This is a genomic window from Bradyrhizobium sp. BRP23 (assembly GCF_020194135.1).
In the GTDB taxonomy this organism is placed as follows: domain Bacteria; phylum Pseudomonadota; class Alphaproteobacteria; order Rhizobiales; family Xanthobacteraceae; genus Bradyrhizobium; species Bradyrhizobium yuanmingense.
Map to the genome: position 1 here is coordinate 1 of NZ_JADYVW010000028.1, position 14,770 is coordinate 14,770.

18 protein-coding genes are annotated in these 14,770 nt (G+C 64.9%); 4 read left to right on the forward strand and 14 right to left on the reverse strand.

Features of this window, described 5'->3' with window-relative positions; translation table 11 throughout:
• A partial coding sequence (locus I6F24_RS36145; RefSeq protein ID WP_225156582.1) for a hypothetical protein occupies nt 1-1,102 on the forward strand: 1,102 nt, incomplete at its 5' end.
• Nucleotides 1,103-1,223: 121 nt separating this feature from the next.
• Here the strand turns inward: I6F24_RS36145 and I6F24_RS36150 are convergent.
• From I6F24_RS36150 to I6F24_RS36160, 3 genes are all read right to left on the reverse strand, one after another.
• On the reverse strand, nt 1,224-1,496 hold the full coding sequence (locus I6F24_RS36150; RefSeq protein WP_036022099.1) for a hypothetical protein: 273 nt from the start codon (nt 1,494-1,496) through the stop codon (nt 1,224-1,226).
• Nucleotides 1,497-1,748: 252 nt separating this feature from the next.
• Nucleotides 1,749-1,967 carry a hypothetical protein gene (locus I6F24_RS36155; RefSeq protein ID WP_036022080.1) on the reverse strand — a complete coding sequence of 73 codons (219 nt, stop codon included), beginning with the start codon at nt 1,965-1,967 and terminating at the stop codon, nt 1,749-1,751.
• Between the two features lie 35 nt (nt 1,968-2,002).
• Nucleotides 2,003-2,245 (reverse strand): hypothetical protein, encoded by a 243-nt coding sequence (locus I6F24_RS36160; protein ID WP_036022082.1) that lies wholly within the window; start codon nt 2,243-2,245, stop codon nt 2,003-2,005.
• A 143-nt stretch (nt 2,246-2,388) separates the two neighbouring features.
• Here I6F24_RS36160 and I6F24_RS36165 point away from each other — a divergent pair, with 143 nt between their 5' ends.
• Complete coding sequence (locus I6F24_RS36165) at nt 2,389-2,814, forward strand: DUF5413 family protein (protein WP_035998913.1); 426 nt, start codon at nt 2,389-2,391, stop codon at nt 2,812-2,814.
• A gap of 58 nt (nt 2,815-2,872) precedes the next feature.
• Nucleotides 2,873-3,415, forward strand: a complete 543-nt coding sequence (locus I6F24_RS36170) for a DUF4112 domain-containing protein (RefSeq protein ID WP_085972009.1) — start codon at nt 2,873-2,875, stop codon at nt 3,413-3,415.
• A gap of 239 nt (nt 3,416-3,654) precedes the next feature.
• On the opposite strand, the gene I6F24_RS36175 is transcribed toward I6F24_RS36170, so the two are convergent.
• The 4 genes from I6F24_RS36175 to msrA all read right to left on the reverse strand — a co-directional run bounded on the left by I6F24_RS36175 (nt 3,655) and on the right by msrA (nt 5,589).
• Nucleotides 3,655-3,948 (reverse strand): hypothetical protein, encoded by a 294-nt coding sequence (locus I6F24_RS36175; protein WP_024337713.1) that lies wholly within the window; start codon nt 3,946-3,948, stop codon nt 3,655-3,657.
• A 212-nt stretch (nt 3,949-4,160) separates the two neighbouring features.
• Nucleotides 4,161-4,325, reverse strand: a complete 165-nt coding sequence (locus I6F24_RS36180) for a DUF3309 family protein (protein WP_036022085.1) — start codon at nt 4,323-4,325, stop codon at nt 4,161-4,163.
• A gap of 109 nt (nt 4,326-4,434) precedes the next feature.
• Nucleotides 4,435-4,854 carry a peptide-methionine (R)-S-oxide reductase MsrB gene (gene msrB / locus I6F24_RS36185; RefSeq protein WP_036022087.1) on the reverse strand — a complete coding sequence of 140 codons (420 nt, stop codon included), beginning with the start codon at nt 4,852-4,854 and terminating at the stop codon, nt 4,435-4,437.
• 30 nt (nt 4,855-4,884) lie between these two features.
• Nucleotides 4,885-5,589 (reverse strand): peptide-methionine (S)-S-oxide reductase MsrA, encoded by a 705-nt coding sequence (gene msrA, locus I6F24_RS36190; RefSeq protein ID WP_036022090.1) that lies wholly within the window; start codon nt 5,587-5,589, stop codon nt 4,885-4,887.
• A gap of 247 nt (nt 5,590-5,836) precedes the next feature.
• On the opposite strand from msrA, the gene I6F24_RS36195 reads away from it, so the two are divergent.
• A complete protein-coding gene (locus I6F24_RS36195) occupies nt 5,837-7,525 on the forward strand; it encodes a caspase family protein (RefSeq protein WP_036022093.1) in 1,689 nt (562 codons plus the stop codon).
• A 6-nt stretch (nt 7,526-7,531) separates the two neighbouring features.
• Here I6F24_RS36195 and I6F24_RS36200 read toward each other — a convergent pair whose 3' ends face one another.
• The 7 genes from I6F24_RS36200 to napE form a co-directional block, all read right to left on the reverse strand.
• The gene (locus I6F24_RS36200; protein WP_050995845.1) at nt 7,532-8,911 is read right to left on the reverse strand and encodes a lysophospholipase; all 1,380 of its coding nucleotides are present in this window, start codon (nt 8,909-8,911) and stop codon (nt 7,532-7,534) included.
• A gap of 157 nt (nt 8,912-9,068) precedes the next feature.
• Nucleotides 9,069-10,184, reverse strand: coding sequence for an ATP-dependent RecD-like DNA helicase (locus tag I6F24_RS36205; protein WP_035998929.1), 1,116 nt, complete (start codon nt 10,182-10,184; stop codon nt 9,069-9,071).
• A gap of 266 nt (nt 10,185-10,450) precedes the next feature.
• The gene (locus tag I6F24_RS36210; protein WP_035998932.1) at nt 10,451-11,104 is read right to left on the reverse strand and encodes a NapC/NirT family cytochrome c; all 654 of its coding nucleotides are present in this window, start codon (nt 11,102-11,104) and stop codon (nt 10,451-10,453) included.
• A complete protein-coding gene (locus I6F24_RS36215; protein WP_036022095.1) occupies nt 11,101-11,571 on the reverse strand; it encodes a nitrate reductase cytochrome c-type subunit in 471 nt (156 codons plus the stop codon). Before I6F24_RS36215 ends, I6F24_RS36210 begins: the two co-directional genes overlap by 4 nt.
• Nucleotides 11,568-14,081, reverse strand: coding sequence for a nitrate reductase catalytic subunit NapA (gene napA, locus I6F24_RS36220; protein WP_074447709.1), 2,514 nt, complete (start codon nt 14,079-14,081; stop codon nt 11,568-11,570). The genes I6F24_RS36215 and napA overlap by 4 nt, the downstream gene beginning before the upstream one ends.
• Nucleotides 14,082-14,097: 16 nt before the next feature.
• Nucleotides 14,098-14,412: a chaperone NapD gene (locus I6F24_RS36225; RefSeq protein WP_036022112.1), complete on the reverse strand. Its 315-nt coding sequence runs from the start codon at nt 14,410-14,412 to the stop codon at nt 14,098-14,100.
• A 26-nt stretch (nt 14,413-14,438) separates the two neighbouring features.
• Nucleotides 14,439-14,624, reverse strand: coding sequence for a periplasmic nitrate reductase, NapE protein (napE, locus tag I6F24_RS36230; RefSeq protein ID WP_018318384.1), 186 nt, complete (start codon nt 14,622-14,624; stop codon nt 14,439-14,441).
• Between the last annotated feature and the right edge of the window lie 146 nt (nt 14,625-14,770).

The following is a 14,770-nucleotide window of genomic DNA, read 5'->3' on the forward strand; positions in this document are numbered from 1 at the left end:
TCGCCAGGGTGGGCGGCGTCCGCCCGACGTCGGCCCACCGCCGCCGCTGCCGTCCTCACCCGGCGTGCGCGGCTTCCGTGACATCACGGCCGACGCCAACGATCTCGGCGGTGCCGCCGCGCAGGCCAGCCGCGCCGCGCGCCGCACCTACGCCAACGTGCCCTCGCCCTCGCCGGAATTCGACCGGCTGGAGCCGAGTCTGGAAAACCGCGCCGGCGAGACCGAAGCGCCCTATTCCTACGACGAGTCGATCGAGGAGGCCGAGCGCTACGCGCCGCAGCCGCCGTCGCCGCGTCCGCGCATCGCCCCCGATCGCGACGTCAAGAAGCGCGCCCGCACCGGCTCCGCCTTTCCGTTCAAGAGCGCGATTGCCGTCGGCATCGTGCTCATCCTGGTCGGCGCCGGCATCCTCTGGGGCAAGCAACTGGTCCAGATCGTCAACGGCTTTCTCAAGCCGTCCGCGCCGCAAGTTGCGGATACGCCGACCCCGGCGCAGCCGCAGAGCAAGCCCAAGATTCCCGATCGCGTCGGTCAGCCCTCGGCGGACCAGCCGGTCGCGCCGGTGGCGCAGAAGGTCGTGCTCTACGATGAGGATCCGTCCGATCCGAAGGGCAAGCAATATGTCGGCTCGGTGGTGTGGCGGCTCGAGCCGATCAAGGCCTCGGGCAACCAGAAGGCCGACGTCGCCGTGCGCGCCGACATCGAGATTCCCGACCGCAAGTTCAAGATGACGATGTCGTTCCGCCGCAACACCGATTCCTCGTTGCCGGCGAGCCACACGGCGGAGCTGACCTTCATCCTGCCGCAGGATTTCCCCGGCGGCAGCGTCTCCAACGTGCCGGGCATCTTGATGAAGTCGAACGAGCAGGCCCGCGGCACGCCGCTCGCCGGCCTCGCGGTCAAGGTCACCGACGGCTTCTTCCTGGTCGGCCTCTCCAATGTCGACGCCGACCGCGCCCGCAACGTCCAGCTCCTGAAGGAGCGCTCCTGGTTCGACGTGCCGCTGGTCTACGCCAACCAGCGCCGTGCCATCATCGCCATCGAGAAGGGCGCCCCCGGCGAGCGCGCCTTCAACGACGCCTTCGCGCAGTGGGGCGATTGAGGCTCTTCTGTCATTCCGGGGCGCGCGTAGCGCGAACCCGGAATCCATTTCACCGCGTCACATGCCGCCCGATGGATTCCGGGCTCGTGCTTCGCACGCCCCGGAATGACGTCCGAGAGGACTACTGCGCCGCGGCTTCCCGCTTGCGCGATGCCGCGGCGGCGGCGTGCTGGCGGTCCATCACGGCGCGGCAGCCGGGGCTGACCTGCGCCTTGTTCCGCACCATGCAGGCGGTGATCCGCGGGATGTCGGGAATCTCGCTGGAGCACAGCCGCATGGCGTCACCCGAGCACATCTGCTGGGCTTCTTGCGTGAAGGCGAAACTGGGTGAGGTTTGGAGAGCGAAGGTGGTGGCGACTGCGAAGAGCGAAGCGATGGTCTGAAGGCGTGTCATGTGGAATGGATCCCCGAGTTCCCTTAAGGCTTGAGCCGCTTGGTTTTGGGGCGCCGCACGCGGCTTGATCTGCCGCATGTCGCAGCCTTCACATCGGGAGCTTCGATCCCGCGTGTGGTCGCTCGACTTCTTGATGCTCGAATCGAAAGTGCTGCGCCGCCCGAGCGAAGTATGCGCCATTGTCACGCGCCCGCAATGGCCGGCACAAAGGAATTCGCAATTGTTGCACGCCAGTCACGTCGCGCGATCAGATCAGCCGATCGGAGACGCTTGTTCCTCATCGCTCGCGCCGAGAGCGGCGGCGTGCTCCTCGACAGCGGTAACGCCCTTGGGCGTCAGTTCGAACAGATCGCCGTCTTTCATCACGTAGCCGTCGGCGATCAATTGCCCCATCTTGCCATGCCGGTCGTCGGCAAAGGCAACGGATTGGCTGATGTCCCGCAGGATCGAGAGCTCTTCGTCGTGCAACATGGCGTCACTCTCCGTTCGCGGGTATGGGTCCGTCCTCACATGCCGTGGCTCTGAAACACCTTGCTGCAGGACTTCGACAGCTTGGCCCGGTTGGCTTGCAGGCAGCTCTGCACCGCGCCGTCATTGCCGAGGTCCTTGCGGCAGAAGCGCTGGGCATCGCGCGTGCAAGCCTGCCGCTCCTGCGGCGTGCCCATATGGCCTTGGGCCAGCGCGGGTGCCGTCGGCAGGCTGCTCAGGGCCGCCAGCGCGATCGTCGCCAGGAGAAATTTGCGGGCCATCGGCGGCTCCAGTCTGCCAGGGGTCAATTCAGGTCCAGCATGAACTCATCGCCTTGCCACTTGTTCCCCTTAAAGGAGCCCGGCGCCCGCTGTTCAAGGTTCCCGCTGCGCTGCTATAACGCCTGCAGAGTGTGAGGTGCTTGATGAAACGCTATCTGGTATTTGCGCTGGTCGTCCCATTCATCGGCGGGTTCCTGCTGCTGCTGACGACGACCTACCAGTCCGGCTATTGGGCCCAGACCAACCTCGGCGAGGTCGGCAAGCTGTTCGCGGTGTTCTTCAAGACGCTCCAATACAGCTACCTGTTCGGGTTCTTGCCTGCGCTGATGATCGGCGCAGTCGATGACATCCTGATCCACATCCGCCGGATTGGGCCGGTCTTGCGGATGCTCCTGGTCGGCCTGTTCGCCTTCGCTCTGGCCTCGCTCACCCACAGCTCGCGCGGGCCGGATTCGGGCGCGGTGCAGTTCATCCTGTACGGGCTCGTCGGTTTCGTGCCGGCGGTGATTTCATCCTGGCTGGTGCATCGCTACGTCGAGGAGCCGCAAGCGGCGCCGGTGCCGACCTGACGCGCGGCGTTCGGGCGCGGCCGCAACCTCCGCCGCGCTGGCGCGTTCACTGAAGGCCATGGCCATGCAAGACGACGACATCCTCGCTCCGCGCAAATCCCGTTCCGGGAGCGGCTCGCATGCGCGCTTTTCGCGCGACGAGGCGCGCGGCCCGATCATCGACCAGGACGGCCACGAGATCAGGCCGGAAAGCTTGGAGCAGGGATTTCGCGAGTTTCGTTTCGAGTTCGGTCAAGGCAGCCCGTTCGGCAATCTGACGCGCGAGCAGCGGATCGCGCGGCTCGAGGCGATCGCCAAGCTGCTCGACGTCGCCTTCATCCTGCCCGGCACCAACATCCGCTACGGCATCGACGGGCTGATCGGATTGATTCCCGTCGTCGGCGACGTCATCACCACCGCGATCTCGCTGTGGCTGGTGCGCGAAGCCCGCGCGCTGGGCGCGCCCTGGCACATCACGGCGCGCATGCTCGGCAATGTCGCGGTTGACGGCGTGGTCGGCCTCGTCCCGTTCGCGGGCGACGCCTTCGACGTCATGTTCCGCGCCAACACGCGCAACGTCCGCCTGCTCCAGCGCTGGCTGGAAAAGCAGCCGCGGATGTAGCCTGGCTGAGAGCGCTCGCCGCGAGTCCGACTGGTCGACAATGCGCTCGATCTCCCTGCGTCGTCATTGCGAGCGCAGCGAAGCAATCCAGAATCTTTCCGCGGAGGGACGCTGGATTGCTTCGCTGCGCTCGCAATGACGGATGAGAGATAGCGGGTGAGAAAGCCCCCAAACACAAAAGGCGCGACGACCTTTCGGCCATCGCGCCTTCTGCGTACATCGAACTTTGTTGCGAAAGCTTACGCAGCGTCGGCGTCGGTCTCCGCGGCCGGGGCCGGCTTGGGCCGGCGGGGCAGCGGGAAGGCATCGCTCTCGTACAGCGAGCGGATGCCGTTCTGGTCGAAGCGCGCTTCCTCGACCTGGAGATAGGCGCCGTTCAGCGAGTCCGTCGGCAACTGCTCCATCGCGAACTGCACGGCCTCGGCCGCAGTGCCGAACCGCCGATAGGTGAAGCCCGCGCGCTTCTTCTTGCGGATGGCGGCGGGGAAGAGCTCGGCGGAGGTGTTGAAGTTGAACGGACGCAGTGGACGCATGGTCAAAGACCTCGTGATCTTCTCTGGGGCTTTAAGCGCGTGGGGTTGGGGAGGGCAGGGGCCGCAATCGAGCGGGCCCGCCGCATGTCGTTGTCGCCCTCTAATATAGGCCGATTTGACAAAAATGCGACCCCCGCGATGCGAGATGATGAATCAGCGCATGGCAGCCCCGCGGAGACGAAACTTATCAATGTTTCAAAGACTTATATGGCTTAAACTTTGCCAAGAAGCAGCAGCACGACCAGGATCACCAGCACGACTCCGCCGAGCCCGATGCCGGAATGGCCAAGGCCATAGCCGTAGCCGCCGAACCGGCCGGACAGGCCGCCGACGAGATAGATGATCACCAGGATGATCAGGATGGTCCCAAGCGCCATGGCATCCTCCCTGGCGGCCACCGAAATGCGATGATCGGCCGCACCGCCAGAGCAGAAAAGCACATCGCGCCGCCGGGTTCCATGGGGGAACCCGGCGGCGGGCTTGGGTTTATTTGGGCTCGAGCTTCAGGGCCACGGAATTGATGCAGTAGCGCAGGCCGGTCGGCCCGGGGCCGTCGGGAAAGACGTGGCCGAGATGGCCGCTGCATTTGGAGCAGAGCACCTCGGTGCGGATCATGCCGTGGCTGGTGTCCCGCTCCTCGTCGATGTGGCTCTCGACTGCGGGCTGGGTGAAGCTCGGCCAGCCGCAGCCGGAATCGAACTTGGCATCCGACTCGAACAGCACATTGCCGCAGCCGGCACAGACATAGGTGCCGGTACGGTGGTCGTGCTCATATTCGCCCGAGAAGGGACGCTCGGTCGCCTTCTCGCGCAGCACGGCGTATTGCATCGGCGTCAGCTCGCGCCGCCACTGCTCTTCACTCTTGATGACCTTGTCGTCGGTCGCTTTCGTCTTGGTGTCGGGCATGGGTCTCCCGTTGCTTTGGGGATCTCGCGATCAGTTGGTGGCCTTGCCGGCATTCACCAGCGTCGGCTTCTCGATGTAGTTATCCGCGAACAGCTTTTTCAGGTTCTCGACCTTCGGGATGTCGTTATAGACGATGTAGGGCTGGTTCGGGTGCAGCGTCAGATAATCTTGGTGATAGGCCTCCGCCGGATAGAACGCCTCCAGCGCGCCGATCTTGGTCACGATCGGCTTGTTGAACACCTTGGCGCCGTTGAGCTGGGCAATATAGGCCTCCGCGATCTTCTTCTGCTCGTCCGACGTGGTGAAGATGGCCGAGCGATATTGCGGGCCGACGTCGGGACCCTGGCGGTTGAGCTGGGTCGGGTCGTGCACCACCGAGAAGTAGATCTGCAGGATCTTGCCGTAGGAGATCTTCTTCGGGTCGTACTTGATCTCGACCACCTCGGCATGGCCGGAGCGGCCGCTCGACACGGTCTTGTAATCGGCGGTCGCCTTGGTGCCGCCGGCATAGCCGGAGACCGCGTTGACCACGCCTGCGGTGTGCTGGAAGACGCCTTGCACGCCCCAGAAGCAGCCGCCGGCGAGCACGGCGGTCTGGACGCCGCTCGCGGGCGCCGCGTCCAATGTAGGGGCTGGGATCACGACCGCCTCCTCCGCGGCCCGCGACGGCATCACGAAAGCCAGCGTCAGGGCGGTGGTTGCGGCGAGCAGGGTGGCGAGGGCGGTTCGGCGCATGGCATCCTCTTTCGGAAGGGCTGACAGTCTAGGGCGGTCGGGACCGGGCGAACAGCCTGCCCGGCCGCGTTTTCGCATCATCCGAGATACGGGCCGTACCGCAGATTGTTACGCCGGGGCGGACACGAGACCGTGAGGACGCGGCTGACGCGGCGACGGGCCGGCTTGGCGGGATGCGGAACTCCGCGCTAGATGAACCGGCGCGATCGGTGATCGACCAAATGGTGGCTGGAGCTGGCCTGACAATATGCTGCGCGTCGTACTCCTGATCCTGGCCGTCCTCGCCGCCGGCACTTGCTTTGCCGCGGCCGATCCCCGAGCCGGCGACGATCTCGCTTTGTGCCGCGACCGCCAGGCTGAGCTGCAGGCCCGCGCCGCCGCCTGCGAGAATCTGCTGAGCGCCGATCGCCTCACCGCCAAGGACAAGGCGATCGCCCTGTCCGCGCGTGGCAATGTCCTGCTCAACAAGCGCGACCATGTCCACGCGATCGAGACGCTGTCCATGGCCATCGACCTCGATCCCGACAACGTCGTCGCGCTCAACCTGCGCGGCCTCGCCTATGAGCGGAGCGGGCAGGAGGATCTCGCGATGGCCGACTACAATCTCGCGCTCCGGAAACGCCCGGCCTATGGCGTTCCCTACAACAACCGCGGCGTCATCCACGCGCGCCGCGGCGCGCTGCAGAGCGCGATCGACGATTTCAGCCTGTCGATCAAGTACACCCCGAAATTCCTGCTCGCCTGGACCAATCGCGCCCGCGCGCGCACGCTGTTGAAGGATTTCGACGGCGCCATCGCCGATTTCGCCGAGGCCGAGAAGATTGATGCGGCTGCGCCGCAGATCGCCGGCAACCGCTGCGTCACTTACGGCATGATGGGCAAGTTCGACCGCGCCCTGGCCGATTGCAATGGCCTGATCGAAAAGCAGCCCAGGAACGCGTTCGCGATCAACAGCCGCGCCGACGTCAACATGATGAAGGGCGATCTCGACGCCGCGCTGAAGGATTACAACACGGTCATCCAGATCAACCCGAACAATGTCCGCGCCCATTCCGGCCGCGGCCAGATCTACGAGCGCAGGAAGGATCTCGCGCAGGCCCGCGCCGATTATCGCGCCGCCGCCTATTCGCTGACGAGGTTCGACGAGACCGAGGTTGCGCGCGCCCGCGCCATGGCGCAGGAGCGGCTCGCCGCCCTGACGCCGAAGGAGGCGGCGAGCGCGACGACCGGCCGTCGCGTCGCGCTGGTGGTCGGCAACGGCGCCTACAAGAACGTCCATGCGTTGCCAAATCCGCCGCGCGACTCGAAGCTGATCGCCGGCGTGCTGCGCGACCTCGGCTTCCAGACCGTGATGGACACCAGGGACCTCACCCGCGATGCGTTTTTCCAGACGCTGAAGGCCTTCGCCGAGGAAGCGGAAAAGGCCGATTGGGCCATGGTGTATTATGCCGGCCATGGTTTCGAGATCGGCGGGGTGAACTATCTCGTTCCGGTCGACGCCAAGCTCACCGCCGACAAGGACGCCGAGACCGAGGCCGTCGCGCTCGAGCAGGTGATCGCCGCGGTCGGCGCGGCGCGAAAAGTGCGCCTCGTGGTCCTCGATGCCTGCCGCGACAATCCGTTCGCGCCAGCCATGCAGCGCACGCTGTCGCTGAAGCTGGTCGAGAAGGGCTTTTCCAACATCGAGCCAGGTGCGGGCTTCATGGTGGTCTACGCCGCCAAGCACGGCCAGACCGCGATGGATGGCGATGGTAGCCCCAACAGCCCGTTCGCCACCGCGCTCGCGCGCGAGATCAAGCAGCCGAAGGTCGAGATCCGAAAATTGTTCGACATCGTGCGCGACGACGTCTGGGCCGCGACCAGGCACGAGCAGCAGCCGTTCACGTATGGGTCGCCGCCAGGGCGGGAAGATTTTTACTTCGTCGCGGGGAAGTAGCCGCGCTCACGCCAGCGAATTGAACCAGTCGAACGCCGTCGCGTGTCCGTTCAGAACGGCCGCTTCGCCATAGAGGCTCGACAGGAACGTGCCGCGATGGCTTGCGCCATTGACCGCGACGCCCGCGGCGAAATGCCCACCGGCGGCGATTGCGGGCCGCACCAGCCGGGGATGCAGCGCCTCATCGGCCAGCCCGTAGTAAAATCTGATCGGGGAATCGTACTGCCAGTACGTCGCACCATTGCCACCAAGGCGGCGCAGCAATGCGCTGTTGGTCTCGTTGGTGAAGCGATCGAAGAAGCCTTCGACCAGGAAATCGCCGGCGGGCGGAATGCTCTTCGCGATCTCGCCCTCGAGGCTGTAATCGGACCAGTATTTCTCCGCGAAGGCTTGATATTGGAGCTTGACCGCCGTCTTGAATAAGTCGGTCAGCCCGTAGTAGCGGCGATAGCTGCCGAGCAGGACGATCAGGCAGGGTGTGATCCAGGCCGGCGGCATCGGGTAGGAGGTTTCCGAGGCCGGAATATAGGCCGTGGGGTTCGTCCAATAGTGAAAGCTCTCGGCGAGATCATTGAACGGACTCTGTGTGGCGGTCGCCCGCACCTTGATGCCGCGGCGCTGCAGCTCCTGTTTCAGCCACCGCGTGTTCAAGGCGCCTTGCGACCAACCGTTCAGGAACAGGTTTGATTGGCGCAGGCTCAGTGTCCGCAATTCGTGCAACCCTGCCGTCAGGATGTCGAGGCAGCATTGCACCGTCGCGCCCTTCACGGCATAGGCTTCGCTCCGACCGTTGCGATAAGGGCCCTTGCCGACATAATCGGCCGCGACGACCGCATAGCCGTTGCCGGCGAAGCGCTGAATATTGAACAGGGTCTCGATCGAATCGACATTGTCGCGCAGCTCGTAATTTTCGTCCTTCAGCCGCAGCAGGTTCGACGGGACCTGATCGAAGGAGAGGATCGTGCCGTGCTGCCATGACAGGAGCGGCAAGGTGCCGCGCGCGCCGACCGGAACCGCAAGCAGGCCGCTGACCTTGACGCGTTCTCCGATATCCGGGATGCGCGTGGAGGTGACGATGCGCCGCAGCTCCACGTCGTTTCGTGCCGCATATCTTTCGGGAAAGGCAGCTGGCAGGATATTGCCTTCGTTGAAGACGGCATAGAACTTTGCGGCCAGCGTATTGAGCCGTTCCTTGGAGACGCGCACAGGCTTGCCCGCATCCGTGCGTCGTACCTGCGCCGGCAATGCAAAAGCGGTGTCCGGAATTGTGCTCGAGAGCGCAAGGCCCGCTGCCGCGCTTCCGGACTTGAGGAAGCTCCGGCGGCTCACTGCAACATCATCGAGCCGGCGATCGAGGTCATCAGGCTTTGTCGCGCGAGAGGTCATGCGTTCCACTCCGAGGCAGATCGCAAGCTGATACAGCACAAAGCCTAGCGGGCGGTGAACGCACCTCGTCGTGGCTGCTCATTGTGCGGGTCCGTGGCCCGGATGAGCGCAGCTACAAGCGGCGGATATCGCTACGCTCATCCGCGCTACGGCAGCTTCATACCACCACGCTCAGCCGTTTCGCGGCACGCGTGATGCCGGTATAGAGCCACCGCGCCCGCGAATCCTGGAACGCAAAGCTCTCGTCGAACAGCACGACGTCGTCCCATTGCGAGCCCTGCGATTTGTGCACGGTCAGGACGTAGCCGTAGTCGAACTCGTCATAGGGCTTGCGCTGCTCCCAAGCGATCTGCTCGACGCCGCCCTCGAAGCAATCAGCGCGCACTGAGACCTTGGTCACCTTGTGACCGAAATCCTCATCCGGCGACAACCGCATTGAGAGGATGCGCGATTTCGATCGCGAGGTGTTGCGCGACTTGACGCGCCACAGGCCGCCATTGAACAGGCCCTTCTTGCGGTTGTTGCGCAGGCACACCAGCTTGTCGCCGGCGACCGGGAACTGGTCCTCGATGTTCTGGCGCTGGCGCACCCGCATGTTGTAGGCGCGGCGCGTGTTGTTGCGGCCGACCAGGATCTGGTCGGCGCCCATGACGCGATCGGGATCGAGCTCCTTGCGCGAGACGACCTCGCTCTCGCCGTAACGGCCAATGTCGAGCTCGCGTCCCTCGCGGACGTCCATCGACATCCGCACGATCGGATCGTCCTGGGCCTGGCGATGCACCTCGGTCAGCATCGCGTCCGGCTCGGAATTGGTGAAGAAGCCGCCGCCCTGGATCGGAGGCAACTGCGCGGGATCGCCGAGCACCAGCAGCGGACAGTCGAACGACATCAGGTCGCGCCCCAATTCGGCATCGACCATCGAGCATTCGTCGATTACGATCAGCTTCGCCTTCGACGCCGGCGCATCGTCCCACAATTCGAAGCTCGGCTGCTCCTCGCCGGATTCGCGGGCGCGGTAGATCAGCGAATGGATGGTGGAGGCGCCGTCGCAGCCCTTGTTGCGCATGACGAGGGCCGCCTTGCCGGTGAAGGCGGCGAACTTCACCTCGCCGTCGACGCCCTCGGCGATGTGCCGCGCCAACGTGGTCTTGCCGGTGCCGGCAAAGCCGAACAGGCGGAACACCGGCGGCGTGCCGCCCCGTCCCGGCTTGGCCTTGAGCCAGTCGCCGACGGCCTTGAGCGCAGCATCCTGATGCGGGGTGAAAGTGGCCATGTCTGTCTTGAGGGAGCGGCGAATGAGGCGATTCGCCTTCCCCCAAACTAACCATTCGCCCCGCTGGTTCAAGCGCGGGCCCGTCGCATTTGAAGTCCGTTCCCGGCCGCCATCCTTCGAGACGCCCGCCTTTGGCGGGCCCTCAGGATGAGGGCTGAGTGCGCGGCGGCATTTTTGGCGGGCAAGATGCCGTTGAGCCTCATCCTGAGGAGGCTGCGAAGCAGCCATCTCGAAGGACGAGGCGTTCACTCAGGCGTCGCCAAACCCTACTGCCAGCCGGGAACGCCGCGCATGTCGGGCAGCTGGTGGGCGATGCCCTTGTGGCAGTCGATGCAGGTCTTTTCCTTGGTGAACAGGAAGCGCTGGTGCGCCACCGAGGCCCGCGGCGACTGCTTCGTGATGTCCATGGAATCGGCGCTGTGGCAGTTGCGGCATTCCAGCGAGTCGTTGGCCTTGAAGCGCGCCCATTCGTGCGCGGCGAGCTCGAGCCGGTGATCCTGGAATTTCTCGCGGGTGTCGATCGTGCCGAAGATCTTGCCCCAGACCTCCTTGGAGGCCTGCATCTTTCGCGCGATCTTGTCGGTCCAGTTGTGCGGCACGTGGCAGTCCGGGCAGGTCGCGCGCACGCCGGAGCGGTTGGTGAAGTGGACGGTCGACTTCAGCTCGGCGTAGACATTGTCCTTCATCTCGTGGCAGCCGGTGCAGAACTTCTCGGTGTTGGTGATCTCCAGCGCGGTGTTGAAGCCGCCCCAGAAGATCACTCCGGCGACGAAACCGGCCAGCACCAGGGTGCCGAGCGCGAACACCGAGCTCGGCCGGGTCAGCACCTGCCACAGCTCGAGCAGGAACGCCCGGCTGCGCGCGATGACGCCGCGCTTGGCATTCAGCTCCGCGTTGGGATCGTCGGCAGTCGTCGTCATCTGCGGCCACCCGGGCTTGCGCGCGACAGCAGCGTGTCGATGTCGGTGAAATCGTTGCTGACCGGCGGATTGGCGGTGTTCTGCGGCACGTGGCATTCGGTGCAGAAGAAGCGGCGCGGCGAGACCGAGGCCAGGAACTGGCCGTCGCGATCCATGAAGTGCGTGATCGACACCATCGGCGCCTGCGACTCCGCCGTGCGCGCCCGTGCATGGCAGGACAGGCATTTGTTGCCGTTGAGATCGACCTGATAGCCGTCGATATTGTGCGGGATGACGGGCGGCTGCTCCGGATAGTTGCGCACCTCCTTCTCGGAGGTGTTGCGGTTCGGCAGCATCGGCGGCGCCGGGCCCTCGTCGTTGAGCGGGGTCGGGCCGCGCAGGCCGGAGCTCACGGTCTGCGCCGTCAGCGAGCTTGTGCCGGCTGCGATCGCGAAGGCGAGCAGGATGATTGCGGATCGTTTCATCATGACATGTTCACCCGCTCGATGCGCACGGCGCATTTCTTGAAGTCGGTCTGCAGCGAGATCGGATCGGTGGCGTCGAGCGTCACCTTGTTGATCAGCTTGGATTCGTCGAACCACGGCACGAAGACGAGGCCGCGCGGCGGCCGGTCGCGGCCGCGCGTCTCGACGCGGGCGCGGATGAAGCCGCGGCGGGAGACCACCTTCACCTCGTCGCCGCGGCGCAGCTTCGCCTCCTGCGCATCGTCCGGATGCATGAAGCAGACCGCTTCTGGAAAAGCCTTGAACAGTTCGGGCACGCGGCGCGTCATGGTGCCGGAATGCCAGTGCTCCAGCACGCGGCCGGTCGAGAGCCAGTAGGGATATTCGTTGTCGGGCGATTCCGCCGGCGGCTCGTAGGGCAGCGCGAAGATGCGGGCCTTGCCGTCGGCATGGCCGTAGAACTGCACGTTGGTGCCCTGCTTGACGTAGGGGTCGCTGCCTTCGCGGAAGCGCCACTTGGTCTCCTGGCCGTTGACGACGGGCCAGCGCAGGCCGCGCTCCCGGTGATAGGTGTCGAACGGCGCGAGGTCGTGGCCATGGCCGCGGCCGAACTGAGCATATTCCTCGAACAGGCCCTTGTGGACGTAGAAGCCGAACGCCTTGGATTCGTCGTTGGCATAGCCCGGCTCGATATCGGTGACCGGGAATTTGTCGACCTGGCCATTCTTGTAGAGCACGTCGAACAGGGTCTTGCCGCGATATTCCGGCTTCTTGGCGATCAGCTCCGCGGGCCAGACCTCCTCGATTCTAAAGCGCTTGGAGAACTCCATGAGTTGCCAGAGATCCGACTTCGAATCGCCCGGCGCGGGGACGAGCTGGTGCCAGAACTGGGTGCGCCGCTCGGCATTGCCGTAGGCGCCTTCCTTCTCCACCCACATCGCGGTGGGCAGGATCAGATCGGCGGCGAGCGCCGTCACGGTTGGATAGGCATCGGAGACCACGATGAAATTGTCGGGGTTGCGGAAGCCTGGATAGATCTCCTCGTTGACGTTGGGACCGGCCTGCAGGTTGTTGTTGACCTGCACCCAATAGGCGTTGATCAGGCCGTCCTTCAGCATCCGGCTTTGCAGCACGGCGTGCGCGCCCGGCTTGTCCGGAATGGTGCCTTCGGGCAGCTGCCAGATCTGCTCCGTGTGGTCGCGATGCTTCTTGTTGGTCACCACCATGTCCGCGGGCAGACGGTGCGAGAAGGTGCCGACCTCGCGCGCGGTGCCGCAGGCCGAGGGCTGGCCGGTCAGCGAGAACGGGCTGTTGCCGGGCGCGGAGATCTTTCCGGTCAAAAGGTGGATGTTGTAGACGAGGTTGTTGCACCAGACGCCGCGGGTGTGCTGGTTGAAGCCCATGGTCCAGAACGAGACCACTTTTGTCTTCGGGTCGGCATACAACTCGGCCAGCGCCTCGAGCCGGTTCAGCGGCACGCCCGACATTTGGGCGGCTTTCTCCAGCGTGTACTCCGACACGAACTTGGCGAATTCGTCATAGCTCATGTCGGTGGCGTCGTTGGGTTTCGCCGCGCCCGTCGCCTTCTTCTGCAGCGGATGCTCGGGCCGCAGGCCGTAGCCGATGTCGGTCTGGCCGCGCTTGAACACGGTATGTGCGGCAACGAAGTCCTTGTTGACGCGACCGGTCTTGATGATGTGGTTGGCGATGGCGTTGAGGATGTACAGGTCGGTGTGCGGCTTGAACACCATGCCGATGTCGGCGAGGTCGAACGAGCGGTGCTCGAAGGTGGAGAGCACGGCGACGCGGACATGCGGTGCGGACAGCCGGCGGTCGGCGATGCGCGTCCACAGGATCGGATGCATCTCCGCCATGTTGGAGCCCCACAGCACGAAGGCATCGGTGGCCTCGATGTCGTCGTAGCAGCCGGCCGGCTCGTCGATGCCGAAGGTGCGCATCATGCCGGCGACCGCCGAGGCCATGCAGTGCCGCGCATTGGGATCGATGTTGTTGGTGCGGAAGCCGGCCTTGAACAGCTTGACGGCGGCATAGCCTTCCCAGATCGTCCACTGGCCGGAGCCGAACATGGCGACGCCGTTGGGGCCGCGCTTCTTGATCGCTTCCTTCCACTTCAGCTCCATGATGTCGAAGGCTTCGGTCCAGGTGACGGGCGTGAACTCGCCGTTCTTGTCGTACTTGCCGCCCGTCTTGCGCAGCATCGGCTGCGTCAGCCGGTCATGGCCGTACATGATCTTGGAGAGGAAGTAGCCCTTGACGCAGTTGAGGCCGCGATTGACCTCGGCCTTGATGTCGCCATGGGTGGCGACGACGCGGTTGTCCTTGGTCGCGACCATCACCGAGCAGCCTGTGCCGCAGAAGCGGCAGGCGGCCTTGTCCCATTTCAATTCGCTCTCCTTCCGCTCGGCGGCGAGGTTGGCGGCGAGCGCCGGTGCCGGCAGGCCGGCGGCGGCCGCGGCGATCGCGGCGGCCTCGAGCTTGAGCATCTGGCGGCGGTCGAGCTTCGGCGATGTCATGATGGCTCTTCCTGACTCAGGCGGTTTCAATGGCGTGGAAGACGAGCGCTGCGGAATAGACGTTCGGCAGCGACTGGATGGTGTTGAGCATGGTGCCAAGGCTGCCGGCATCCGCCGCTTCAGCCACGACGACGAGCTTTCCGCGCGCGTCGCGGCCGTGGATCTCGCAGCCGGGCAGCGCGGCAATCTCGGCTTCGAGTTCGGCAAGGCGTTCGGGCCGCGCCTGCACGATGATGCTGGCGATCTCGGCGCCCGGCGGCGCGATGACGCGGTCGGCGCTGAGCACCCGGCCGGTGATCAAGGCGCGGCGGTTGAGTGTGGCGTGAGCCATGATGCCTGTCTTTCGCTAGTTGCCGATCAATGCGGGGAGGGCGGCGGGCCGGGAGGGCCGGCGAACATCTGGTAGATCCAGACGCCGAGCCCGTAACTGCCGACCGTCCCGACCGCGAGGACGGGCATCACGATCGCGGTCAGGAACAGGAAGGCGAAAATCTCCATGCGCTTACGGCGCACGCGCGACGTCGTGTCGTCAGGGGCCGACATATTCGGTCTCTTGAAGCTGTGGGGAATCGTGACGGCATCCGGGCCGTCGCCTTGCTGCACTTTAGATACGTTCCACCCGACAGCGCGTTGATTTGGATCAATGTCGGTTGGCTGCCTCTCGCTGCGCCGGAGGATGGATCGTCTCC